The 24757-nt window shown below is 67.6% G+C and carries 14 protein-coding genes and 2 pseudogenes; 7 read left to right on the top strand and 9 right to left on the bottom strand.

What is annotated here, in order from left to right; all coding sequences use genetic code 11:
- Positions 1–89: 89 nt before the first annotated feature.
- On the bottom strand, positions 90–3536 hold the full coding sequence (locus ACFZB9_RS14330; RefSeq protein WP_391446920.1) for a hypothetical protein: 3447 nt from the start codon (positions 3534–3536) through the stop codon (positions 90–92).
- 574 nt (positions 3537–4110) lie between these two features.
- On the opposite strand from ACFZB9_RS14330, the gene ACFZB9_RS14335 reads away from it, so the two are divergent.
- Complete coding sequence (locus tag ACFZB9_RS14335; RefSeq protein WP_391446922.1) at positions 4111–11652, top strand: polymorphic toxin-type HINT domain-containing protein; 7542 nt, start codon at positions 4111–4113, stop codon at positions 11650–11652.
- Positions 11653–12234: 582 nt separating this feature from the next.
- Here the strand turns inward: ACFZB9_RS14335 and ACFZB9_RS14340 are convergent.
- The 7 genes from ACFZB9_RS14340 to ACFZB9_RS14370 all read right to left on the bottom strand — a co-directional run bounded on the left by ACFZB9_RS14340 (position 12235) and on the right by ACFZB9_RS14370 (position 18047).
- The gene (locus tag ACFZB9_RS14340) at positions 12235–13563 is read right to left on the bottom strand and encodes a tyrosine-type recombinase/integrase (protein WP_391446924.1); all 1329 of its coding nucleotides are present in this window, start codon (positions 13561–13563) and stop codon (positions 12235–12237) included.
- Positions 13563–13757, bottom strand: coding sequence for a helix-turn-helix domain-containing protein (locus tag ACFZB9_RS14345; protein ID WP_391446926.1), 195 nt, complete (start codon positions 13755–13757; stop codon positions 13563–13565). Before ACFZB9_RS14345 ends, ACFZB9_RS14340 begins: the two co-directional genes overlap by 1 nt.
- Complete coding sequence (locus ACFZB9_RS14350; protein ID WP_391446927.1) at positions 13754–15202, bottom strand: replication initiator; 1449 nt, start codon at positions 15200–15202, stop codon at positions 13754–13756. Before ACFZB9_RS14350 ends, ACFZB9_RS14345 begins: the two co-directional genes overlap by 4 nt.
- A 137-nt stretch (positions 15203–15339) precedes the next feature.
- Positions 15340–16122 (bottom strand): DUF2637 domain-containing protein, encoded by a 783-nt coding sequence (locus ACFZB9_RS14355; RefSeq protein WP_391446929.1) that lies wholly within the window; start codon positions 16120–16122, stop codon positions 15340–15342.
- Positions 16123–16162: 40 nt separating this feature from the next.
- Positions 16163–17566: a cell division protein FtsK gene (locus ACFZB9_RS14360; RefSeq protein ID WP_391446931.1), complete on the bottom strand. Its 1404-nt coding sequence runs from the start codon at positions 17564–17566 to the stop codon at positions 16163–16165.
- On the bottom strand, positions 17563–17760 hold the full coding sequence (locus tag ACFZB9_RS14365) for a hypothetical protein (RefSeq protein ID WP_391446933.1): 198 nt from the start codon (positions 17758–17760) through the stop codon (positions 17563–17565). Before ACFZB9_RS14365 ends, ACFZB9_RS14360 begins: the two co-directional genes overlap by 4 nt.
- Positions 17757–18047 carry a hypothetical protein gene (locus ACFZB9_RS14370; protein ID WP_391446935.1) on the bottom strand — a complete coding sequence of 97 codons (291 nt, stop codon included), beginning with the start codon at positions 18045–18047 and terminating at the stop codon, positions 17757–17759. The genes ACFZB9_RS14365 and ACFZB9_RS14370 overlap by 4 nt, the downstream gene beginning before the upstream one ends.
- Before the next feature lie 220 nt (positions 18048–18267).
- Between ACFZB9_RS14370 and ACFZB9_RS14375 the strand changes: the two genes are divergently transcribed.
- The 5 genes from ACFZB9_RS14375 (at position 18268) to ACFZB9_RS14395 (ending at position 22678) form a co-directional block, all read left to right on the top strand.
- Positions 18268–19110 carry a GntR family transcriptional regulator gene (locus ACFZB9_RS14375; protein WP_391446936.1) on the top strand — a complete coding sequence of 281 codons (843 nt, stop codon included), beginning with the start codon at positions 18268–18270 and terminating at the stop codon, positions 19108–19110.
- Positions 19111–19727: 617 nt separating this feature from the next.
- Positions 19728–20975 (top strand): helix-turn-helix domain-containing protein, encoded by a 1248-nt coding sequence (locus tag ACFZB9_RS14380; RefSeq protein ID WP_391446938.1) that lies wholly within the window; start codon positions 19728–19730, stop codon positions 20973–20975.
- A gap of 134 nt (positions 20976–21109) precedes the next feature.
- On the top strand, positions 21110–21472 hold the full coding sequence (locus tag ACFZB9_RS14385) for a hypothetical protein (protein WP_391447385.1): 363 nt from the start codon (positions 21110–21112) through the stop codon (positions 21470–21472).
- 90 nt (positions 21473–21562) lie between these two features.
- Positions 21563–21814, top strand: a complete 252-nt coding sequence (locus ACFZB9_RS14390) for a hypothetical protein (RefSeq protein WP_391446940.1) — start codon at positions 21563–21565, stop codon at positions 21812–21814.
- 570 nt (positions 21815–22384) lie between these two features.
- Complete coding sequence (locus ACFZB9_RS14395) at positions 22385–22678, top strand: hypothetical protein (RefSeq protein WP_391446942.1); 294 nt, start codon at positions 22385–22387, stop codon at positions 22676–22678.
- A 302-nt stretch (positions 22679–22980) separates the two neighbouring features.
- Here ACFZB9_RS14395 and ACFZB9_RS14400 read toward each other — a convergent pair.
- Positions 22981–23229 (bottom strand): annotated as a pseudogene (locus ACFZB9_RS14400) (tyrosine-type recombinase/integrase); the annotation flags it as partial.
- A 663-nt stretch (positions 23230–23892) separates the two neighbouring features.
- Between ACFZB9_RS14400 and ACFZB9_RS14405 the strand changes: the two are divergent.
- Positions 23893–24699, top strand: a pseudogene (locus ACFZB9_RS14405) (reverse transcriptase domain-containing protein); the annotation flags it as partial.
- Between the last annotated feature and the right edge of the window lie 58 nt (positions 24700–24757).

Consider the following 24757-nt stretch of genomic DNA (forward strand, 5'->3'; position numbering starts at 1 on the left):
CGCCGAGGTCTGAAAATCCCGTTGCCCACCCCGCCGGAGGCGGAGCGGGCAACGGGGGCGGGCCGGCTAGGTTGTCGGCCGTTGCGGCATCAGGGGTTGGTGTTCTGCGTCTTCGTGCTCCAGATCGCCGGGCCGTTGGCGCTGTAGATGACGAAGTTGCAGTCGTCCTGGACGACAGCGTGGGCGCCGTTGTTGAAGTTGGTGCCGGAGCTCCAGATGGAGTCGCCCACGGCACCAGGGATCGGGTAGATCGGCTTGCCGGTGCTGTCGGTCTTGGGCTTGTAGATGACGAGGTTGCCGTCGGTCTGCATGGCGGCCCAGGCGCCCTGGTAGAAGGTGGAGCTGGACCACAGGGCGGCACCGGTGTTGAGTGAGTAGAGCACCAGGTTGCCGTCCAACTGCATGACGAGCTTGGCGTGGGCCGAATATGCGGTGTCACCGGGGTGCAGGATGGTGCCACCGGAGAGGGTCGTGTTGATCGTGGTGGTCACGCTTCCCAGGTCGTTGACCTGGCCGGCGAAGCTGGTGAACACGCCGGCGGAGTTCGCGGCGCCGGAGAAGGCGGTCAGGTGCTTGTTGCTGTTGACGGCCCAGAGGTCCGGGATGCCGTCGTTGTTGAGATCGCCGGAGGAGCCCACCAGGGGATAGGCGGTCTGGGTGATGCCTCCGCTGCCGGGGATGTATCCGCTGCCCGGGTCCTGGAGTGCGGTGTAGTCGGGGCTGTTGGTGGTGTTGTTCCAGATGATGGGGTACTGGTGGATCGTGCCGTCGTAGCAGCGGGCCCACACGGTCGCCTGCTTGTGGGTGATGCCATTGCTGTCGGTGGTGGTGCCGTTGGCCGGGCCGGGGGCGATGATCTGGTAGTTGTTCCAGCTCGCGTTACCGGTGTTGGGGATGAGCTGGGCAACGGTGTCGAGATCATCGGGTGTGGTCGGCGAGGGACGGAAAAGCCATAGCCTGCCGTCCTCGACGCCCAGGAGCGAGGTGAGCGTCATGATGTTGCTCGGCTGGCCGGGGATCGGCTTGGTCGCCTCGCCCTCAGGGGTCCCGATGGCGACCACTTGGGTGACATTGGACCAGTCCGGGGCGTAGTCACTGGGGCAGGGGCCGGGGGTGCCGCCAGGGGTCAGGGCGCACTGTTGGGGCCGGGTGAGGTGCATCGGCTGACCGACGAAGGTTCCGTTGCCCGAGTTGTTGAGCAGGTAGAGAACCTTCTTCTCGTTCACGTCAGTGATGTTGTGCGCGATCAACTGGTCGATCGGCTGGGCGCCGGCCAGGGTGCCGCGGTGCGTGACCTGAAAGTCGTTCCAGGTGAAGTGATTGATGCCGTTGTTGCCCGGGGCGGAGGCGGCGGTGGCCGCGATCGCGTGAGTCGGGTCGCCGGCGGCGGGGTCGATGACCTCAAGGTTCCCGGCGTTGTCGGGCAGCAGGATGCTCGGCTTCTGGTCGGAGGTGATGGAGCCGAAGGCCGCGGGCGAGCCGATCCGCCAGGGGGCGTAGAAGCTGTAGGCGGCGGGCTGGCTGTAGTTGCCGGCGTTGTCCATCGCCTGCACGTAGACGAAGTTGGTCCCCCACTGGCCGGGAGTGAACGAAGCGTTGGCGTGGCCGCTCGAGTCGGCCATGACGGCGCCGGGGCTCTGGCAGTTCCAGTTGCTGGTGGGCGTGGAGCTGGCGCTGAACATGAAGCAGACCACGCCCGAGCTCTGACCACCGGGGAAGGGCGCCGGATCGCTGCCGGTCAGTGTGAAGCTGCCGGAGTCGCCCTGGTAGTGGGTAGGGGCTGCGGCCGAGCCGGACGGTGGGAAGTCGTTGGAGCTGATGCTGACGTTCGGCGGCGTCATGTCGATCTTGAAGTAGCAGGCTGTCGAGTAGCTGCTGTTCAGGGTGCCGTCGGTGACGCCGGCGTACCAGGCGTAGGTGTGGCCGTCCTTGAGGAAGTCCTGGCTGACGGTGACCGTGTTGTCCTCGGAACCGTTGAAGCCGACGGACGGGTACTGGGCGCCACCCGTGTCGTCCCAGATCTTGAAGCTGGTGGACATCTGCTGGTTCGTGGGGGACCAGCGGGAGACGCTCAGTGAGACGTTCTGGTTGGCTCCGAACCAGCCCGGATTGCCGCCGTCCGAGCAGTCGTTGTGGCTGTTGTTGGAGGCCCACCCGGGGGCCTGGCCGGTGCCCGAGCGGCTGCGCGGCCACCAGATGGAGGGTGCCAGATCGTACGTGGTGGTGATGCTGGGATTGTTGGCGATCCGGTGGCGCTGGTTCAGGTCGTTCTCGTTGTCCGGGATGATCGCGATGGTCCAGTCGGGGTGCTTTCCGCCCGCGAGTTGCTGCATCGCGTTGGTGACGTCGAAGGAGATCGGGCCGGTGCCGGTCAGCGGGGTCGAGTTGTTGGTGACCTTGTTGCAGTTGGCCATGCCGTCACCGCACGGCTGGTTCTTCCAGGTGGTGTCGTTGCTGATCCCGGAAGTCCACCAGAGGCCGAATGTGGTGGCAGTGCTGGGATCGGAGGCGCCGGTCACGTTCTCGGCGAGTGTCGAGCTGAGGACCGTCGGCGGCTGGGGAGCGCCGCTCGGCTGGGTGTAGAGCTCCTGCGGGACCGCGATCCGGAAGTAGGCGCGGGTGCGGCCGTGGCTGGTATCGGGGCAGGGATCGGTCCCGCTGGAGTACCCGCAGTAGCCGGTGCCGAGATTCGGCACCTTGTCGGCGTACTTCGTGTTGGGGAAGTACTCCTGGACCTGGACGGACTGCTGCGACCAGCCGGTGGTCTGGACGCCGGGGTCCAGGTACCACGGGCCGGTGCCCTGTCCGAGCGCCGAGTGATCGGGGGTGATGTCGATACCGTCGGTGCTGGTGGCAACCTTCATCGCCGTGACGTTGGCACCCGGACCCGGTGCCTGGTCTGTGGACCCGCTACTGCTCGTCCCAGCTGCGGGGAGGATACCGCGGGTGTCCGCGGTGAACGAGGCCGTTCGTGCGGCGGGGTGTGCGGGGGCAGCAGCGGTGGTGGAGTCCCACTGGAAGGCAGTGGGTGCGCTGAGGCGCACAGTTCCCCCGCCGTCGGTGAAGGAGAGGTTGCCGGCGCTGTCGACCGAGGTCGACAACCCGGTTGCCTGAAGGGGGAAGTGGATGGTGTTCAGGGCCGGATCGGCCGCGGCCTGAGCAGTGTGCACGATGAGGACGTCACGCCACCCGCCCAGCGGTGTGGCCGTGAGCTTGAGATCGACGTCGGGCAGCACATTGGTGTAGGTGGCGGTGTCGCCGGACAGTGCGGGCGCCGGCAGCGCGAAGGGTGCACCGGTGACCAGCTTCATGCCGTCGGCCGTGGCCACCGTGGCCATCGCTCCGGTACCGCCGCCGGACAGGGTCACGGCGGCGGGCGAGGCCTTGGGGCTCACCGTCCCATCCGCGTTCAGCTGCAGGGTGGTGTCGATGTCACGCCAGGCGCCGTTCTGCCGAAACCGCGTGGCCTGCGCACTCTGAGTTGTCGTCAGGGAGCCGTCAGGGTTGACGACCGTGGTTCCGGCCTCGGTGGTCAACGCGTCGACCTGGACAGGCTTACCGGCACTCGCGGCCGCGACTCGCGCGTCGTGGATCGCTTTGGCCGTCCCCGTCAGCACGGTTGGCGTCGGGTCGGCGGCATGGGCGACGGGCGCCACGAGCGGACTCAGAAAGAGTGCGGACAGGACGGCAACAGTCGCGGTGCGACGTATCGGACGCGTGATCACTTGTGAGTATTTGAGCACAGGACGAGATGACACTGCGTGAGTCATGGATGAAAGGAGTCCCCTCGGAGGCGCCCGCATCGGACAGTGGGCGACCGCATGGGAACGATCCGTGATCCCAGAGGGGGTGGTCAAGCGGAAACGAGGGCTTGTACCGCCTTGTCCGATTTGGGTTCCGCGCGCGAGGTAAAGATTTCATAAACACCACATGTAGTGAGCTGTTCGCTCTGGCGTGGCTACGGACAGTATGCGTAGTGTCGGCCGCGATCATCGCACCTTTGTGCGACATTCGTGTGTTCGGCAGCCTTGGGGAGTAGCTGTGGGGGCTTGGCGTGCCCAAAGCCATGTCAATGACCGTTCGTGGGCCAGACATCGTGCGGTAGGCCTGGTGGCGACCCTCGCGGTCGTACTGGCGATGATGGTCGGTCTGCCGGCCTCCGCGCTGGCCGCGAGCGGGTCGGACCCCGCGAAGGTCTGGGTGCCACCGCAGACGCCGTTGGGAAGTGGCACCAAGGCGGTGAAGGGCGGCCAGCTCAAGGTCACGCCGTTGAAGCAGACACCTTCCTCGCCCGTGCCACCGGAGTGGACCCCTGACAAGTCCACTCCGGCGCCGACTGGTTCGGCGACGGTGACCGTGGGTGCCGATTCGGCGGAGGCGCGTGCGGCGCGTGCGGCCACGGGGGGCGGCTCGCCCGCCTCGGGCGGCTCGACGCTGGTGCAGGCGGGTCAGCTGCCGGTGGCCGTTGCGCCCAAGGACGGTGGCGCAGTGACCACTTCGGTGAAGGTCCAGGTCACGGATGAGGCCGCAGGCAAGGCCGCGGGCGTAACCGGCCCGCTGGTCGCACTGACCGATGTGACGTCAGGCGCTTCTTCGGGTGCCGTGAAGGTCGCGCTTGACCTCAAGGCTCTTCAAGGGCAAGGCCTTGCGGCGGACCGGACGAGCCTGGTGGCACTGCCTGCCTGTGCCTTGACCACGCCGGCGGCGGCGGAGTGCCGTAAGCAGACGCCGGTCACGACGAGTTCGGACGTCCCGTCCGGTCAGGTGTCGGCGGACATCGCGCTGCCGACCGGGTCTGCGACCAAGCCTGCCACCGGTGCGGTGCAAAGCTCATACCGCACCGGCACGGTGCAGGCTTCGAGCGCTGCCGCGGCGCCGATGGTGCTGGCGGCAGTGGCGGGCGCGTCGGGATCGGGTGGTAACTACGCGGCCACCCCGCTGTCGCCCTCCGCCGCTTGGGCGGCCGGGTCGAATGTCGGCAACTTCACCTACTCGTATCCGATCCAGTTGCCCGCTGGACTTGGTGGGCTGACCCCCACGGTGGGGCTCTCGTACGACTCGTCCGCAGTGGACGGGAAGACGTCGGCGACGAACGCGCAGGCGTCGTGGATCGGTGACGGGTGGGACTACCAGCCGGGGTTCATCGAACGTTCGTACAAGGGCTGTGGCACGGACGGGATCACCGGCAGCGGTGACCTGTGCTGGGGTGGCCAGAACGCGATGCTGTCGCTCGCGGGGCACTCCGGGGCGCTGGTACGTGACGACGCCTCGGGAGCGTGGCACCTGCAGGGCGATGACGGCTCCAAGGTGGAGCAGCTGACCGGAGCTCCGAACGGACTGAACAACGGTGAGTACTGGCGGGTGACGACCCCGGACGGGACGCAGTACTACTTCGGGCAGAACCACCTGCCAGGCGGCGACGGTTCCGATCCGGCGTCGAACTCCGCGTGGGGCGAGCCGGTGTTCTCGCCGAACGGCGGCGATCCGTGCAACTCCAGTGCCGGTCAGGCTTCGTGGTGCACGATGGGGTGGCGCTGGAACTTGGACTACGTGGTCGACACGCACCAGAACCTGATCGCGTACGCGTATGCGACGGAGGCGAACTCCTACAGCCTGGGCGCCGGCCAGAACAACGGCAACGGGACGCTGACCTCATACGTCCGTGGCGGGTACCCGACGCAGATCTCCTACGGTCAGCGGCTGCCAGAGCAGGTAGCGGCGCACGGTTCGCTGAACCCGGCCGCGAAGGTCGTCTTCAACACGGCCGAGCGGTGCCTGCCGTCGGGGTCGATCACCTGTGACCCATCGCAGCGGACGAAGGCCAATGCGACGTTCTGGCCGGATGTACCGCTGGACCAGGCCTGTGATGCCTCGGCCCCGTGCACGGTGACAAGCCCTACCTTCTTCTCGACGAAGCGACTGACCGGCATCTCGACGGTCGTGTACGTGAACTCGGCGCCGGTGACGGTGGACACCTGGGCGCTGACCCAGTCGTTCCCGGATCCGGGTGATGGAACCAAGCCTGCCCTGTGGTTGGCCTCGGTCCAGCGCACGGGCAGTGACGGACAGCCGGGCGTGACGCTGCCGCCGGTGACGTTCACGGCGAAGGAGATGCCGAACCGGGTCGACGGTCTGGTGCCGGCGGCGCCGATCTTCAACCGGCCGCGGATCCAGATGATCACCACGGAGACCGGTGGTCAGATCAGCGTGGTCTACTCGAACCCCACGTGCTCGCGCCTCAACGGTCCGATGCCGGGCCCCGAGGCCGGCAACAAGCTGCCGTGCATGCCGGTGAAGTGGTATCTGCCGGGCTCGTCCTCACCGGATCCGGTGCTCGACTGGTTCAACAAGCCGCTGGTCACCGACATCAACGAGCAGGACGCGGTCACCGGTCAGGGGCTTGTCAAGGCTACCCACTACACCTACAACGGCGATGCGGCCTGGCACCGCAACGATGCCGAGTTCACCGATCCCAAGACACGCACCTGGGACAACTTCCGCGGCTACCAGTCGGTGACGACCACGACGGGCAGCGGGTACGGGGGCGAGGCGCCCAGGACCCAGAGCACGGTGACCTACCTGCGCGGCATGGACGGGGACATCCAGTCCGACGGTACGTCCCGCTCGATCACGGTGACCAACCCGTTGGACGGCTCAAGCGTCACCGACAGCAACTGGCTCGCAGGTCAGGTACTGGCTTCGCAGACGTTCGACCAGGCCGGCGGCAACGTCGTCCTGACCACCTCGGGCACCACCAACGGGCAGCAGGTCACCTCGACGCACAAGCAGTCCGGTGGCATGCCGGACCTGGTCGCCCGCTACGCCGCCACCCAGTCGACCGCGAAGACGCTGGCCAAGCGCGCCGACGGCTCACCACGCACCACGACGAAGGTGACCACGAGCGACCCGGCGCACGGGAACCGCACCCTGCAGGTCGATGACCAGGGTGACGGTACCGCCACCACGCCGGAGCTCTGCAGCACCACCAGCTATGCGTCGGGTGGCAACGCCATGATGCTCGACTCGGTGTCCGAGCTGAAGGTGGTGAGCGGCCCGTGCGGCGCCGTGGCGACGGCCGCGAACACGGTGTCCGACAATCGGACGCTCTACGACGGCCAGCCGTTCGGACAGCTGGGTGCGGCAGGTGACCCGACCAGCACCCAGGTCCTGGACCACTACGACGGTAACGGCAACCCGGTCTTCGTGAAGAAGGGCAGCATCACCGTCGATGCCTACGGTCGACCGCTGACCGCGGCGGAGACCGACGGTTCTACGTACGACGGTTCGGGTAACCAGCTGTCCGGTCCTAGCGTGGCGGCTCCGGCCACGACGACCACCGCCTTCACTCCGGCCACCGGAGCGATCCCCACCGGCACCAGCGTCACCGGTCCGATGGGCGCCGGCTGGACCACGACCACCACACAGGACCCGGGCCGGGGCCTGCCACTGACCAGCACGGACGTGAACGGCAACAAGACCTCCGAGGCGTACGACGCGCTGGGGCGGTTGACCGCGGTCTGGCTGCCGGGGCGGACGACCGGACAGAACCCGAACGAGAAGTACTCGTACGCGGTCAACGGTCTGACCGGTCCGTCGGTGGTGACCACGCTGAAGCTCGAATCGAATGACGTCGATTACCTGAGCCAGACCGATCTGTACGACGGTCTGGGGCGGCTGCGCCAGACTCAGGCGCAGAGCACGGCGTTGACGGCGGGCGCGTTGATCACCGACAAGGTGTACGACTCGCACGGTTGGGTGACCAAGACCTCGGATCCGTACTACGAGACCCAGAGTCCGCCGGGTGCGTCGATCTTCTCGGCGCAGAACGACTCCCAGATCCCCTCGGAGACCTGGATCAGCTACGACGGCCAGGGCCGGAAGGTGCGCAGCGAGTTCCGCTCGTACGCGCAGTTGCAGTGGGCGACGGTGACGGCCTACCCGGGCACGGACCGTACCGACGTGACGCCGCCGAGCGGAACCGCGCCGACCAGTACGTTCACCGATGTGCGTGGCCGAACTACGGCGCTGTGGCAGTACCACGGCAGCACGCCGACGGGGAACGCCTCGGACGCGGAGGTGACCTCGTACACCTACACCGCAGCGGGGCAGCCGGCCACGCGGAGCGACGCGGTGGGCAACACCTGGACGTACCAGTACGACCTGCACGGTCGGCAGACCTCGGCGACGGACCCGGACACGGGCACCTCGCAGACGTTCTACGACGTGAACTCACGGGTGGACCACACCGTGGACGCGCGCGGCACGACCCTGGCATACACCTACGACCTGTTGGGTCGTAAGACAGGGATGTACAACGGTGGTGTGGCACCGGCGAACGAGGCCGCGTCGTGGTCGTACGACACCCTGGCGAAGGGGCAGTTGACCTCCTCGACCCGCTATGTCGGCGGTGCTTCGGGTGCGGCGTACACCGAGACGGTGACCGGCTACGACAGCGCGTACCGCTCGTTGGGTACCTCGACCACGATCCCGTCAGCGGAGGGAGCACTGGCCGGTACCTACACGGACACGAGCACTTATGAGCCGATCCTGGGGACGCTGGCAACGCAGTCGTATCCGGCGATGGGCGGCCTGGCTGCCGAAACGGTGGGGTACAAGTTCTCGGACACGGGGCTGCTGGAGGGCACGAAGAGCCTGGGGCTCCCCGTGATCTCGGACATGCAGTACGACGCGATGGCCCGTCCGGTGCGCACCACCGTCTCCCCTTACGGCGTGCAGGTCGTCTCCACCCAGCAGTACGACTGGTCGACGGGTCGGGTGATCCAGTCGTTCGTCGACCGCCAGATCGGTACGAAGTCGGTCGACCAGACCTCCTACACCTACAACCCCGCCGGCATGGTCACCTCGGCGACCGATGTGCAGGACGCGAACGCGACCGATACGCAGTGCTTCACCTACGACCCGCTGGGTCGCCTCACCAACGCGTGGGCGGACACGGGCAGTACGAACACCACGGCGGACTGGACCGACTCCACCGGCACCGTCCACGGCACCGGCAGCTCCAACACTGTTCCCGGCATCGGCGGTTGCAACAACGTGGGTGGCCCTGCGGTCAGTGTGGGCAAGACCAGCGTGGGCGGACCCGCACCGTACTGGCAGTCCTACAGTTACGACCAGACGGGCAACCGTACGAAGCTCGTCCAGCACGATGTCACGGGCGACCTGAGCAAGGACCTGACGACCACGCAGACCTTCCCCGCTGCCGGGACGGTCAACAGCGGTTCGGGTGGCCCTCACGCTCTGCAGAGCAGTCAGCGCAGCACCAGTGCCGGAGCCAGTGCAGCCAGCACGGACACCTATGACAAGGCCGGAAACACCACACAGGTGAGCAACCCGGTCGGGAACCTCGTGATGCCGGCCGGTACGACGCTGACTGCCGGTCAGAGTGTGTCGTCGAACGCGGCCACCCTGATGATGCAGACGGACGGGAACCTGGTCCTGACCTCGAAGCGGACCGGGAACGTGCTGTGGGCGGACAACAACTCCTACGGCCACCCGGGTTCGTGGGCGACCATGCAGCCGGACGGGAACCTGGTCGTCTACGACGCCAACCACAGCCCGTTGTGGTCCTCGGTCACCTGGGGCAACAGCGGTGCGTACGCGGTGGTGCAGGACGACGGAAACCTCGTCGTCTACTCGGCGGGGGCGAAGTCCGCGCTGTGGAACGCCAACACCGCCAACTTCCCGGACGCCGCCAACGGCGCGACGCTGACCTGGGACGCGGAGAACAGGCTCGCAAGCACCACCGTGGCCGGTGCGGCGACGTCGTACCTCTACGACGCGGACGGCAACCAGCTGATCCGCCGCGACCCGGGCAGCACCACGATCAACCTGGGCGCTGACGAGCTCACCCTCAACACCAACACCAAGTCGCTGTCCGATGTGCGCACCCTCGCCGCGGTCGGCGGGTTGAGCCTGACCCGCGTCACGGCCGCAGTCGGTGGCGGGACGGTCTTCGTCGACGCCGCCGACCCGCACGGCACCAACGGTGTGCAGATCGGCACCGACCCGAACCAGAGCGTGACCCGGCGGATGACCGATCCGTTCGGCAACACCCGCGGCAAGGCCACGCCCACCAGTGCCTGGGCCGGCGACAAGGGCTTCGTCGGGGGCACCGCCGATACGGCAACGGAGCTGACCAACCTCGGAGCCCGCGAGTACCAGGCCAGCACAGGCCGATTCCTCAACCCCGACCCACTCCTCGACACCGCCGACCCGCAGCAGTGGAACGGCTACGCCTACAGCAACAATGACCCGGTCAGCAGCTCCGACCCCTCGGGGAAGAAGTACGGGCCGGACTTCAACGGCGGCGACCGCGGCGACAGCGCCTGTGACCAGGCATGCCAAGCGGGCATACCGGCTGACTACCTGACGCACCGGCCCGTTGTGGACAGCCAGCCGACCACCTCCGGGAACGGTTCGGGCAGCGGGGGCAACGGCGGAGGCCACAAGACCCCGAGCCTCTGGGGGCGTATCGGTAGCGCTATCTCCACGGGTGCGAGTTGGGTCAACAAGCACAAGGCAACCATCGCCTCGGACGTGGCCTCCGGTGTGACCTTCGTGGGTTGCTGGAGCGCAGCCGGACTGGGAGCGCCGGAAACCGGTGGTGCATCTCTCGCGCTCGGAGCGGCCGGGTGTGGTGCGGCCGCTGGTGCGGCGGGAGCAGCCTGGCACAACCAGTTCAGTCCCAAGAACAAGCACCAGAGCTTGCTGGGCGGTGCGGCTGATGGCGCCGCCGGCGCATTGGTCGGGGAGGGCGCGGGAACTCTACTGCGCCCACTCGCGTCGAAGTTCGTACCGGCGCTCGCTGACGATGGCTCGGCCCTATTCGGTGATTGCCCGGTCCCGAACAGTTTCCTCCCCGGCACGCTAGTCCTGCTGGCCAATGGTGCAACCAAGGCGATCGACAAGCTCGCCGTCGGCGACAAGGTCACGGCGACCGACCCGCAGAGCGGTCTCACCACCGCTGAGCCGATCACGGACACCATCGTCACCCCGGATGACAAGGACTTCACCGACCTCACCCTGGTGAGCACCACGGCCAAGTCCCCCGAAACCGGCACCCCATCCCGCCTGATCGCCATAACCTCGACCCAGCACCACCCCTACTGGGATGGCACCACCCAGAAGTGGACCGACGCAGCCGACCTGCACCAGGGCGACCAGCTTCGAGCGGCCGACGGTTCAACGGTTGTCGTCCAGACGGTGCGCAACTACCACACAGCGCCGCAGACCACCTTCAACCTGACGGTCGACCAGCTCCACACGTACTATGTGCTGGCGGGCGAGACTCCGGTACTCGTTCACAATGCAACGCCAGGCCAGAAGTGCGATCTTACGCTGGGCGCTGGTCCGAATGCCCGAGCGGGAGTAGCCCTAGAAAACGGTGACATTGAAGCAGATGGCGTTCGAGATCTGATCAATGAATCAGGAAATGCGCACGGCTGCCACACCTGCCCCGCCACGACCCCCGGCACCAAGCACGGCGATTGGATCCCAGATCACCAGCCGCCGTCCAGCCTCGTCCCTCCCGGATCTCCTCAGACGGCGTATCCTCACTGCCTGCCCTGCGCCAGGAGGCAGGGTGGGGTCGTATCGCAACTTTTCCAAGAAAGGAGCACGAAGGAATGGTAGCTAACAGCCCAGTAGTTGCATTCCTGGCGAAAATCGAGCACGGATGCCTGATCTTGCGAGATTCGGGAAGTGGCGATGACGTCAGCGACTGGGACCCGGCGGCGAGCAGCTGGTATCGAGAGGGAAGTTCGCTCATCTTCGGCGTTCAGGCCAGTGTTGACGGTCCTGTCGAATGCGAGGTGTGGAAGTCGACGCCTCCTGCGACACTTCCTGCGAACCTCTTCGAAACGTCACTCCCATGCCCGTCTGGGTGGCTCGTATTGCACGACCCGAACGAGTATGCCCGAATGCAATTTGCGGGATTCCGCGGCTCAGTCATCTGCTCGGTAACGGTGGATGATCCACAATTTCCATCAAAGGTGCAGATCTTGTTGCGCGAAGAAGGGAAAGTAGCTTCTTAAGCTGAAGGAGCGAGCGGGGGCTACCAGTGCATCTCGCGAATTTCTCGCACGTGACATGAGGTCAACGTTCCACTGAGGTACCTCGACCTTCCTGTGCTATTTCGCACTGCAAAGTGAAGCCCCGTCAGGTTCGTCCTGGCGGGGCTTCTGCAGTGTCTGACGGCAGTAGTTGACGGCAACGTCAGCGGACGGACGCTGCACAAAGGGGCGGATCGTCGCTGTCGCCGGGGTCGGTGACAGCCACGGAGGTCTTGCCGAGGGTACGGCCGAGGAGGTCGACGGCGTCGCGCTGGAGGCGGAGGCGGACGTGGGCGTAGACGGTGGCGGTGACGCCGATGTGGGCGTGGCCGAGGATTTCCTTGATGACGACGAGTTCGACGCCCTGTTCCAGGAGGAGGGTCGCGGTCGAGTGTCGGAGGTCGTGGAATCGGATCTGACGGAGTCCCGCTCGGCGGAGGAGTGCCTTGAAGTGTCGGGTGAGGGTGGCGGGTTCGATCGGGTGGCCGTCGGGCCGGGTGAAGACTTGGCCGCTCTCCTTCCAGTTCCGGCCAGCCGTCTCTCGCTCTTGGACCTGCTGGTCGTGGTGGGTGCGAAGTGAGCGCAGGCAGGGAGTGGGCAGAGCGATACGGCGTTCGGAGCTGAGGGTCTTGGTGGGAAGGGTGGCCAGGCCGCCGGTGCGGGTGCGCTGGAGGGTGCGGCGGATGCTGGCGGTGCCGCCCGCCAGGTCGAGGTCTTCCCAGCGCAGGCCGAGGAGTTCGCCCTTGCGGAGTCCGGTGCGGAGGGCTAGTTCGAACAGGGCGTGAAGGCGGTGACCCTGCACGGCGGAGAGGAAGGTGCGGGCTTCGTCGGCGGTGAGGGGTTCGAAGCGGCGGGGCCGGGGTGTGCCGGTGCGGACGTTGCGGGCGACGTTGCGCGGGATCTCTTCCTCGCGCACCGCGTGTTCCAGCGCTGACTTCAGTACGGAGTGGATGTAGGCGAGCGTCAGCGGGGAGAGCCGCTTGCCGCAGCACTTCCCGATGGCGCAGCAGCGGGGGCGGCGGTCGGCCTGCGCGTCGGGCTTGCGGCCGGCGTCGATGCCGCGTGCGCAGCACTGGCAGACGGTGCGGAGTTCGTTGAGCCAGGTGCGGATGTCCTTGGCGGCGAGTTTGGCGAGCTTCTTCTTGCCAAGACCGGGGATGAGGTACCGGTTGACGCAGGCGGTGTAGCGGGTGTGGGTGTTCTCTCGGAGTTGGTGAACGGCGACGTTCTCCAACCAGTAGGTGAGGAACGCTGCGAGGCTGCCCTGCGCGGTCGGGGCGGGGATTCCGCGGTTGCTGGTGGCGATCTTCTCGGTGAGTTTGGCGAGGGCGTCCTTGCGGGTGTTGCCGTAGACGCGGACGCGCTTGCGGGTGTCGCCGACGGCCAGGACGTATCCGGCGGCTTCCCAGCGGCCGTCCTTGCGCTGGTAGACGGTGCCGTCCCCGTTGGCGCGGCTGCGGCGGGAGGCGGGGGTGTCGCGGGGGGTGGTCATCAGGCGGCGTCCTGTTCGAGTCGGGTGCGGATGAAATCGGTGAGGGCGAGAGTCGGGATGCGGCGCGAGCGGCCGAGGGTGATCGAGCCGAGCTGCCGGGTGCGGAGCAGGTCGTAGACGGCCGAGCGGCCGAGTTGGAGGCGGGCCATGACCTGGGGGACCGTCAGCAGCTCCGCCGACGTAGGCGGGATCACGGGCGGTCCTCGCCTTCGTGCCTGAACTGCCGTTCGTGGGCGCGGTTGTGGCGGACCGCGGCGGCGAGGAGTTCTTCGCCGGGGCTGTAGCCCGAGCCGTGGTAGGCCCAGTGGCCGACGACGAGGGTCGTGCTCGGGTCCAGGTCGGGCAGGTCGGTGTGTGCGCGGGCCTGTTCTGTGCGCCAGGTGCGGCGGGCGTCGCGCAGTTGGCCGAGGGTGACGGAGTAGCAGCGGGACTTGGTGGAGAAGTGGCCCCGGAAGCCGAGCATGTGTGCCCACTTCCAGAGCTTGAGGCCGGCGAACTCCGGGTGTTGGCCCAGGTCCCAGCAGGTGCGGATCATCTGCCGCACGTGCCGTTCCACGGCCAGGCGGGGCAGCGGGCGGGACTGGCCGGTACCCGCGCAGGCCTGGCATTCGACGGGCACGCCGGTCTGTGCGGACGGGGCCATCCCGCGCCCATGGCAGGCGTGGCAGAACAGCGCGCGGTCCAGGGCGCCGGAGGCGTCGGCCGACTTGGTGGCGTACTTGGCCACGTACGCGGCGACGGCCTGATCGGTGAATTCGGCGTCGGTGTCGAAGGCCGCGATCTCGCGTACGTCGATCTGCTCACCCCAGGTGAGTTCGCGCTCCCCCACGACGTCGGAGGTGACGGTCAGGGTGACGCGCTCGGCAGCGGCCTTGATGGCACCGGTGAGGACTTCGGCGGTGGCGTACGCGGGTGGGGGCTGGGTGCTGCCGTCCGGGCCGTCGAAGCGGATCACGGCGTGGTAGTGGACCAGGCCGCGCTTCTGGTACTCGGCGACCTTGGCGAAGGACACCCGCAGCTCTTCGCACAGGGCCTTTTGCGTCATGTCGAGGGCAGCGGCGATCTCGCGGCGCAGGTAGATCGTGAAGCGTCGCCACAGGTCCGAGGCGTGCGCGTTGAACAGCACCGCGCCGCAGTAGTCGTACGTCTTCGGGTTGAGGGGCGTGCCGAGGGTCTTGTCGTCCTTGGCGTGGTGCTTGCCGCAGCGGCACGCCTGGTTGCCGTCCTTGGCGCGGTTGTGGACCGGGCCGAAGGACGGGGCAGTCAGGGTGGCGAAGACGCGGGGGTGCGTGCGCACGCTGTCGGGGACGGTCTTGCCGCCGGACAGGCCCGCGCGGATCAGGTGGAAGGTGTCGGCAGCGTAGATGCGGGAGCAGGAGGGGCAGCGCGAGGCACGGCGGTTGCCGCAGGCGGTCAGTAGGCGTCCGGTGGGTTCGTCGGCGGTGCTGTAGGAGCGCAGGACTTCACCGGTGGCGGTGTCCACGGTGGCGGCCTGGCCGATGAGGCGTACGGGCTCGGTGCAGCCACCGAGCCGTTCGATCTGTTCGCGGAGGCGGTCGAAGTTGTCGAGGTTGACCAGCTCGACCAGGTCCCGCACGGTGGGGCTGACGATGTGGCGCAGGTCCAGCAGCGGAGTCATGGGGGCGGGTCCTCTCGTGCAGAGGTGAGCGCACCGAGCAGCAACAGGGCCGGAATGTAGGCGTGTTGATGCTCAGGGCATGGCGAACCGAGCCCGGTCGGGCAGGGTCGATCGGGTGGGGAATCGGCCAGCAGGGCTCAGGCGGAGAGCTGAGCGTGTGCGGCAGTGGCCAGCGGCAGCGTGACGCCCAGACGGGCCTTCAGCTGACCGGGCGTGATGTGCTCGCCCTGTTCGGCATGGTGCGTCTCGGCGATGCGCCGGGCAGCGTTCATCAGGGCCTCAGGGACGGCCAGGCGCGAGCCGGACACCGTCGCCTTGGCCGGCAAAGGACGGGCCACGGGAGCAGGCGCGGGCTCGGAAGCGAGGATCACAGCCGGGGCGGGCGCGGGCTCGGCGGCCGGAGCGGGGGCGGGTTCCGGTTCGACGTCGAGCGACGGGAGCTGGAGAGGTTCCGGCAGGGACTCCAAGGCCGGCGCCGGTGCCGGAGTCGGCTCGGGGGCTTCCGCCGGGATCGGAGCGGTCAGGGTGTTGAAGTGGCGGAGGAATTGAGGGCCGACCTGTCCCCAACCGAGCAGCAGCAGCGGGGCGACCGCATCGACAGCCGCACGGCCGTAGTGTCCGGCCGCCAAGGGCTCTGCGACGTTCAGGGCCAGGGTCAGCAGGCCGCACAGGTGCATCAAGCGGGTTGCGGCCGTCAACTCCTCCTGCGGGACGCCGCGCAGGGACAGGAAGCGCAGGCCCACGAGGAGCCCGACCACGGACAGGTCAACCATGGGGGCGATCAGCGGTGCGACCGGGCGGGGCACCCCCAGTCGCAGAGCCAATGCCCAGACGTTGCCGAAGGAGAAGACGAAGGCCAGCAGGGCGATGACCGCCATGACCACGGTCACGGTGCGCTGTGTGAGGCGGTCTTCAGCCATCGTGTCAACTCTCCTTTCTTGATGGGTAGTTAAAGGGCACTTAGGCTGCTTCGGTCATCAGGGCGTCGTCGTCCATGAAGTCGGGCTTCCAGTCGGCCGGGCCCGGGTAAACGTCGAGGTACGCGGCCGGGTCTTCGGTCAGGTGGGCGGTGTCGTCGGCGATCCGGGCCGCGTCGGCGTCGGACACGTACGGGGTGCGCACGCGGATGAAGCCCGGACGGCCCTGCACCCCCATCGACGCCACCCCGACATAGGAGGGGTCCTGGAGGTTGACCGGGTTCGCGTCCGGCCAGTTGCGGATGTCGTCCCCAAGCGCGGCCACGGAGGCTTCCGCCGTCTTCTGCGCGAAGGACAGCCCCAGCGGGCACACGTCCCGGATGAACGTCGGGATCGCGTCGCCGGTCGCCTTCTGAGTCGCGAGGATAACCATGATTCCGACGCTTCGTCCCTTTTTCACCAGGTCTTCGACGAGTCGGGCGTTCTCCGCCGACAGGGCCGCCAGCTTCTTCGTCTCGGCGTCGCTGCCCTTGTACTCGCGGAAGTAGGTGTGCGCCTCGTCGATGATCAGGATCGTCAGCGGCCAGATGCGGGACGGCCCGACGTGCCACATGTTCTTCACGCCCAGCACGGCCCGGATGGACGAGGAACGGCCCCGCCGCAGCTTCACCATGCGCTTGAACAGCGCGTTGGCTTCCGCCAGATCGTCACCCGCGAACGCGAACAGGCGGGGCGTCAGATCGGCGTAGTCCCCCTCGTGGGCGGTGGAGACCTTGCCGTCCGCCACGGCGAACTGAACCGCGTCGGAGGGGGCCAGGTCGCAGACGAGCTTGTTGATCAGCGACGTCTTGCCGAAGCCGGGCAGGCCGGCCACGGTCACCCCGGGAACGTTCGCCAGCGGCAGGCTGACGTCGTCGGCGTACTCGTCCAGCCCGAGGCCCCACGTGTCCAGGCTCTTCGGCGCCATGCCCGTGGGGACGTGCTCAGTCGCCGTTGTGAGCGGGTCCAGGCGCACGGCCCGGATCACCACCCGCCCGGGGCCGTCCGGCAGCACGGATACCCGCGTGCAGCGCCAGGCGTCAGCGAGGAAGCGCGCCGAGCGCTGGAACTCCTCCAATCCCACCTTCGGCAGGCACTTGGCCCGCACCACCACCCCGAACCGGTCCGGCTTCACCTTGATCCGAGGGACCAGGACCCGGGGCTTGGGCACCTCGCCCTCACGGCTGACCAGCTCTGCCAGGAACGTCGGCGTCTTGTCCGTCACCGACAGGCCCGCCATCTTGGCCAGCCGCTCCCACCCAAACCGGATGCGCACCCCCTGCCGGATGCTCGCCCGGGTCTCACGATCGACCCGCAGGTAGCGGACGACGGCCACCACAGCCCACACGGTCGCCAGGGCGAGGATCGCCCCGATCAGGACCGGGGCGATCTCGTTTACAGCCTTCACTTCATGCCTTCCACGTCGTAGATGAACCCGAGGAGCGTCGTCTCCAGGTCGAAGCGGACCGCGCGGCCGGGCGCCGGATACTCCAGCGCTACCAGGACGGCGGCGACCCCATCTATCAAGACCGGGGAGAACCGGCCATCAGTGTCAGCCGGAACGGGCAGCGGGTGCACCGACTGCCCTACGGTGACGGTCACTTGACCTTCTCCAGGCGGCCCGCCCGGTAGGCGATGCCCTCCGAGAGCTGACCGTTGAAGAGTCGCGCCCACGGCGTGGCGAACAGGTCCACCGGCCGCACCATGACGCCCGGCTTCAGCCCCTCGGGAAGACCGGACTGGGCAACGGTGAGCTTCATGATCTCCGCGCGCCCCTCCTCCATGAGCATCACCGTGACCGTGAACAGGTGCTCGCCCGTCTCGCGGTCGGTGGCGATCTCGCCGGTCTGCGGATCCTTGATCTTCGGGGTTGCGTCAGTGCCCGTCATGCAGACGGTAGAGGCCAGCAGCCCGACGCGAATCCTGGTCATACCCATGGCAGTTCCCTTGTTCGGGGGTCGCTTGTTCGACCTGCCAGAACCATACGATACGAATCGTCACACCCGCAACGCATCGGCACACCTGGAACGGTGCGGCATGCTCGGGTGTCTGGGCACGCGCGGGTGCGCGGGTATGCCGTGGGTGCGGGAGGGCCGCTACCCTCGGTGTATGACGCTGCCCCTGGAAGAGGACCCCCGGCCGCCGTACGTGCAGGCCGCAGAGGCTCTGCGTGCCGCGATCCGCAAGGGTGAGCTGCGTCCAGGCGAGAAACTTCCCTCCGCCCGCGAGCTGCAACGACGCTTCGGCATCGCCAGCTCGACCGTGCAGAACGCGCTTCGCCTGCTCAAGGACGAGGGCCTGATCTACTCCGTGCTGGGTCGGGGCAGCTACGTACGGGCCGCCAAGGAGGAGTCCCCTAAGGCCAGCGCCGACGTGTCCGATCCCGCATACGTCGGGCTTGGCGATCTCCTCACCGGCTGGAAACCCGCCCCGGACGACCCCCGCCCGCCGTACGTCCAGACCGCAGACGCCCTCCGCAAGGAGATCCAGGACGGGCGGTTGCCACCCGGTGGCAAGCTGCCCTCCGCGCGCGAGCTGCAAGACCGGTTCGGCATCGCCAACTCGACCGCGCAGAACGCGCTTCGGCAGCTCAAGGACGAAGGGCTGATCTACTCCGTACAGGGCCGGGGCGTGTTCGTCCGGACCCCCAGCCCCCGTGAACAGTTCATCAAGCGCTACCACGAAGGCCTTGAAGAGATGGCGGCTCAGCGCCGGGCCGACGAGGAAGCTGTTCGGCTCAGCGGCAAATCCGACGAAGAGGTTGCCGCCGAACTAGAAAGCGCGGAAGACCACTTGGCGAAGGTTCGCGCCGAGTACGAAGCCGCGATGGCCGACGTCCAGGCTATGACCGCCGTCGTGCAGCAGCGGAAACGCCTGCGGGGCGAGCCGGACGAGAACGCTGCCCAGCGACTTCGTGACAGGCTCGACGAGGCCGCTCGCAAGCGCCGGTAGCCTCACGAGTCCGGTCAGCTCAGACGGGGCAGGGGCATCGGCAACGGGTCGAGCTGTTACAAGTTTCTTTACTGGATCAAGGCGGCCCGCTGTCGCGGGCCGCGCGCGCTCCGGCCCGGCGGGGCCGCCGCCCGCTCCTGTCTCCGCCCCGCTCAGCGACGGCCCCGCCGGTCCGGGCGCGCAACACCGGCGGCAGCAGGGAAGTCCGTCGGCTCTACCTCACCCCGGGCCCTCCCTCCGAGGGAGCAGGGGGCCGAGCACCGGTGCGGCACCGTCGTGGTGAGTGGTCGCGGGTCGCGGGACAGGCCCCTCGCCGGTCGGTCCCCGGAGGCGTACCAGGAACCCCCGGGGGCCGCCAGGGTCTGCGCGCAAGCGTGCCGGGAGCAGCGTTGGCGGCCCCCGGGGAACCCTGGTCCGGCGAAGCTGCCCGACCGACGAGGGACCAACCCCGCTCAGGCCCCGATCCTGCCGGAGGCCCCGGCCCCGCGCCGTTTCGACCGGCCTCGTGGCCGACGCGGCGCGCGGCGGGTGGTTCACCGCCTGGGGTGGGTATCTGCCGGTTAGCCTCGGTCAGTTCGCCCGCCCGGCGTACCGTGGCGCTGAAGGTAGGTGAGCAGATGACTACGGAACTCGCGGACAACGTGCGGAAGTACCGGCGTCGGGCCGGGATGAGCCAGGAGGAACTGGCCCACGCGGCGGGCATGTCGCCGGCCACGGTACGCAAGGTGGAGCAGGGCGGAACAGTCCGCATGGAGACGCTTCACGCCCTGGCACGGGCGCTGGGCGTGACCACAGCGGCGCTGATCGCCTCCGACGCCCCAGAACCTGTAGGGCGGACCGAGGAGCCGAACCGGGTCAACCTCATTCAGCTCCGCGCCGCGCTCACCCCGGCCGTCGGGCTCGTCGACCAGGAGGCCGAAGCCGCGGGCGAGGAACCGAACCTTCGCGCCTACGCTCGAACGGTTCGAGATGCGAGGGTGCTGTACTTCTCCGACAGCTACAAGAGCGTCGCCGCTCAACTGCCGGGCCTGCTGCGGGATGCCGCGCGGGCCGTTGCCTACTACGACGGCGGCGAAGAGCACCGGCAGGCCCTGTTGGCCCGCGCCGAGACGTTGCGCCTGGCCGGCACGTACCTGACTCAGGTCCGGCAGTATGACATCGCGTACGCGGCCCTGAGCGGTGCCATCGCGGACGCCCGACGGGCCGGGGACATGCTCGCGGCGGGGTCCGGCGTCGGCGGCATGTGCTGGCTGCTGGTGCGGCAAGGCCGGCTGGACGAGGCGGAACGGATCGCCACCCAGAGCATGGACGTGGTCGAGCCGAAGATCACCGGGGCCGAGCCCGACCACTACGCGGTGTGGGGCGGTCTGGCGATGGAGGCCGCCGCCGCAGCGGCGCGGAACAACCGCCCGGACGAGGCCAAGGAGTACCGCAAGGCGGCGCGGGTGGCGGCGACTGCTGTCGGCACGGCGCACCGCAACGTCTCCCGGCACTGGTCCGTCTTCGGACCGGTGACCGTGGCCCTGAAGGCGCTCGAAGATCCCATGGTCATCGGGGACGCCCGCGCGGTGGTGCGCAAGGTGGGGGAGGAGGCGGAGCTGTCGCCGAAGGCGTGGAAGCGTCTGGGCAGGCCCAGCACGAACGACGGGAACCGCTTCACCCTCGACATGGCACGCGCCCACACGCGGACGGGTGACCTGTCGGCCGCCATGGACGAACTGGCCCTCGCCCGCGAAGCCGCACCGGAGTGGCTGAGGCATCAGAACTCCGCCGCCGAGACCATGCAGGAGATCCTGAGCAAGCGCAAGCGCACCCTGACCAGCGACATGCGCGAGATGGCCGCCTACCTGGGCGTCGTCGGATAGGTGCCACGCAGCGTGGCAGTTTGCCGACCCAGCGTTGCGATCTGCGCTGCCGCATCCATGGAGTGACGAGTAGTCAGACGGTTACGGTCGCCGAGTCCCCATCCAGCGACCGAGGCCGGGAGCCCACTGTGAGCATGCCGAGGAGCGACGCGGATCGTCTGCGCCGCAGGGAGTTGTACGACGCGGCGTCGGGCGTGACGGGCCCCCGCTTGCTGCCGTGGACCACCCCGGACGGGAACCCGTGCTACCTGAGCACTGACGGCAGGGGCTACCTCTCCACGCTCGCCGACGGCATCGAGGCGGTGCAGCTCAGCATGGGCCAGGAGTTGTTGGAATACGCCCGCAAGGACTTGGCCCCCGGAGCGCGGGCGCTGCCGGCCCTCGAATACCGCTGGCTGGCCTGCTGGCTGGCCGAGGCGCTGTCGGACGCCCTCAGGGTCGCGGACTCGCGCGGCCAGCGCATCGCGGCCCCACAGGAGGGGGCCGAGGATGCCTGACGCCGTAAGCATCAGCACGCTGGCAGGCAACCTCAGCGAGACGAACGACCCGGGGGATCAGATGGCACGACTCGGGCAAGGGGCGCGCTGATGGGCACGACCAGCCGCTACCGCTTCCGCGAGTACCACGTGACCACCGTCGCTGACTTCCTGGCGCTGCCGACCTTCGAGGCCATCTGCGTCACGGGCGAAGAACAGGACTGTGGCGCCGCGTCAGGTGAGGTGCACACCCCGGAGGAACTGACGCGCTGGATCGCCGGACACTGTGCGCAGACTGGTCATCAGTCGTACGAGCAAACCGCGCGGACCATCGTCCGCGCCGAGCCCGGAGCATGGCAGTAAGATCACGCGCGCAGCCAGCGGAAGGGTGATTGGTCTATACCTCTGACGGCAGTGGCGACGGCAACAACCACGGACTTCGGCGCACATCCACGGACGCCGATGGGCCGTCAAATCACCGTTGACCTGCGAAAAAGCAGGTGGAGAGGGGTCGCGTAGCACACGTACTATGTTGTGGCGGGCGGCACGGCGATCTTGGTCCACAATGCAAACTGCCCAGTCTCGGTAAATGACGCTGGACGTTATGCAGACCTGAAGGGTGTGGTGGGAGATGGTCTTGAGGCTCACCACATGCCTCAAGATGGACTGGGATTTGCGCCGAGGGCCGATGGCGGTGCAATCGTGCTGACGCGCGCCGATCACATGCTCACACGGACCTGGGGTTCTAGGGGTGTGGCTACCAAGGCCGCCGAAACTGGTCTTCCGTTCCGGACCGTGCTCGCCAGGGACATCTGGGATCTCAGGAGGATTGGGCAGCAGCAATACGGTGACCCCAGCTACTTCAATTCCGGAATTCAAGGTCTCCTTGCCTTCTATCGAAGGACTGGCCAGCTCTAGCTGAGGGATAAGAAGATGATTCGTCGGACAGTCGCAGACTTTGTCGAAATGGGCCCCCTTCCTGCCGAGGACGGTGCGACCCAGGAGGCCATCGAGGCACTTGAAGGCCTGCTCAAGGCCATTGAAGAGCCCGTGACAGACGAGGAGGCCCAGGCCCTCCTGGGTACCTTCGGGCCTGACGGGTGCTTTGGGTTTGGCTGGTTTGTTCTACATCTGATCGAAAGTGCTCCCAGTGCGCTGAGTGCCGATTACTCTCGAAACTCTGAGAATGAGTGGGTGAAGTTGCTGGAAGAGCGTCGTGCTCAGTGAGTGAGCGGGGTGATGTCATCGGTTTTCGGCGGCTATCTGATGCGCTGAAATTCGGCGTGTTTACGGACGTGCAGGGCGGCCCGACTCTATCCGGATCTCGACTCCGGGACTTCTCTCTAAAGCTGGGAGTAGCGTTGATTTCGGCCCCCGTACACCCATTCTGTCTTGCGAGAAGTCACGGGCGAGCTGTGCGAAGGCTTGGCGTCACCTTCCTTGTTGAGGTCTGAATAATCCGAGAGCCCCGCCAGAATCAAATTCTGGCGGGGCTCTCGGCGCCTTGACGGCAGTAGTTGACGGCAACGTCAGCGGACAGGTGCTGCACAAAGCGGTGGTTCGTCGCCGTCGTCGGGTCGGGTGGCGGGCTGGGCGGGGTTGCGGAGGGCGTTGCCAAGGAGGTTGATGGCGTCGCGCTGGAGGCGGAGCCGGACGTGGGCATAGACCGATGCGGTCACGCCGATGTGGGCGTGGCCCAGCAGCTCCTTGATGACGACGAGTTCGACACCCTGCTCCAGGAGGAGGGTGGCCGCCGAATGCCGGAGATCGTGGGTGCGCCGTGAGGCGCTGTGGTTCGAGTGGAGGTGAGAGACCTTCGCCGCTGATCCTGTCGCAGCAGGACGGTGGAGCTGAGGGCAGCCTGATCCGGGTGGCGCCGGGGAGGGTGGGAGCAGCCCTGACAAAGCCGGGACGGTCCAGTACTGCCAGATGGTTCGGGTCCGGCGAGCGGGACGGAGAGGAGTACGCGAGGAACCGGCGTGTGACACCCCCTTGATTAGGCACCGGCTCGAATCTGGCGGATCTGGGCCGGGAGCGGTGCGTATCCCGCTGAGCAGGATGGGCGGGTAACTCCCAGGACGGTAGGCACGAGCCGTCCAGGAGGCCACGAGGAAGGTCTGCGGCGTACTCGTGGCGATGCCGCAGGGGCATAGTCGGGCTCCTACTTCGTTGAGCGAACCACAGTGAACACGGGAACCGTCCCGGGTCTTGCCCTCCGCGTCGCGTCCAGCGGTGAGGGGTGGGGTTGGGCGCGTCGACCGCCGATCGGTCCGGGACGGGGCGGAGCCGCCGTAGTACTCCGAGGTCGGGAAAGCCGGCCACATGGGGAAGGGCGGCAGCGGTTTCGAGAAGGGAGGGATGCTGCAATGCCGGAAGACGCGTCGCCGAACGGCGGTGCTCCTCGTCCTGGTCCGCCCGGGCCGGGAGCGAGGGTATCGGAGATGCAGGCCAAGCTTCACCGTTGGACGGTGGCCGATCCTGGCCGCCGGTTCGATGACTTGTTCAACTTCGTGTGTGACCCGGCGACGCTGATCGTGGCGTTCGACCGGGTTGCGGGGAACCAGGGTGCGCGCACCGCTGGCGTGGACGGCCTCACGGTCGCCGATGTCGCGGAACAGGTGGGCGTGTCCGGGTTCCTGGACGATCTGCGGGCCGGTCTCAAAGACGGCTCGTTCCGGCCGCTGCCGGTGCGGGAGCGCAAGATCCCGAAGCCGGGAGGGTCGGGGAAGGTCCGTAAGCTCGGGATCCCGACGGTTGCGGACCGGGTCGTCCAGGCGGCGCTGAAACTGGTGCTGGAGCCGATCTTCGAGGCGGAGTTCTTGCCGTGCTCGTATGGTTTCCGGCCCAAGCGGCGTGCCCAGGACGCGATCGCCGAGATTCACCATTTCGGCTCCCGCGGCTACCGCTGGGTGCTGGATGCGGATATCGAGGCGTGCTTCGACTCGATCGATCATGCGGCCCTGATGGACCGGGTGCGTCGACGGGTGAAGGACAAACGTGTCCTGGCGCTGGTCAAGGCGTTCCTCAAGTCCGGGATCCTCACGGAACTCGGCGAACGTCGGGACACCATGACCGGCACACCGCAGGGCGGCATCTTGTCCCCGCTGCTGGCCAACATCGCCTTGAGCGTGCTCGACGAGCACGTGATGGGGCCGTGGAAGCCGGGCGGGGCGATGTCGACCCACGGCAAGCGCGATTACCGGCACCGCAAGGGGCGGCCGACGTGGCGGCTGGTCCGCTACGCAGACCTATGCCGAATTCGGCATAGGTCTGCTTATGCCGCAGTGCGGGTTATGCCGAGGGTGG

It is taken from the genome of Kitasatospora sp. NPDC008050 (assembly GCF_042957465.1).
Classification (GTDB): domain Bacteria; phylum Actinomycetota; class Actinomycetes; order Streptomycetales; family Streptomycetaceae; genus Kitasatospora.

Coding starts and splice junctions, on each gene's coding strand:
- ACFZB9_RS14380 (WP_391446938.1), top strand. CDS start 19,728: ATGACTACGGAACTCGCGGACAACGTGCGGAAGTACCGGCGTCGGGCC.
- ACFZB9_RS14395 (WP_391446942.1), top strand. CDS start 22,385: ATGATTCGTCGGACAGTCGCAGACTTTGTCGAAATGGGCCCCCTTCCT.
- ACFZB9_RS14370 (WP_391446935.1), bottom strand. CDS start 18,047: ATGACGGGCACTGACGCAACCCCGAAGATCAAGGATCCGCAGACCGGC.
- ACFZB9_RS14375 (WP_391446936.1), top strand. CDS start 18,268: ATGACGCTGCCCCTGGAAGAGGACCCCCGGCCGCCGTACGTGCAGGCC.
- ACFZB9_RS14355 (WP_391446929.1), bottom strand. CDS start 16,122: ATGGCTGAAGACCGCCTCACACAGCGCACCGTGACCGTGGTCATGGCG.
- ACFZB9_RS14350 (WP_391446927.1), bottom strand. CDS start 15,202: ATGACTCCGCTGCTGGACCTGCGCCACATCGTCAGCCCCACCGTGCGG.
- ACFZB9_RS14385 (WP_391447385.1), top strand. CDS start 21,110: ATGCCGAGGAGCGACGCGGATCGTCTGCGCCGCAGGGAGTTGTACGAC.
- ACFZB9_RS14340 (WP_391446924.1), bottom strand. CDS start 13,563: ATGACCACCCCCCGCGACACCCCCGCCTCCCGCCGCAGCCGCGCCAAC.
- ACFZB9_RS14390 (WP_391446940.1), top strand. CDS start 21,563: ATGGGCACGACCAGCCGCTACCGCTTCCGCGAGTACCACGTGACCACC.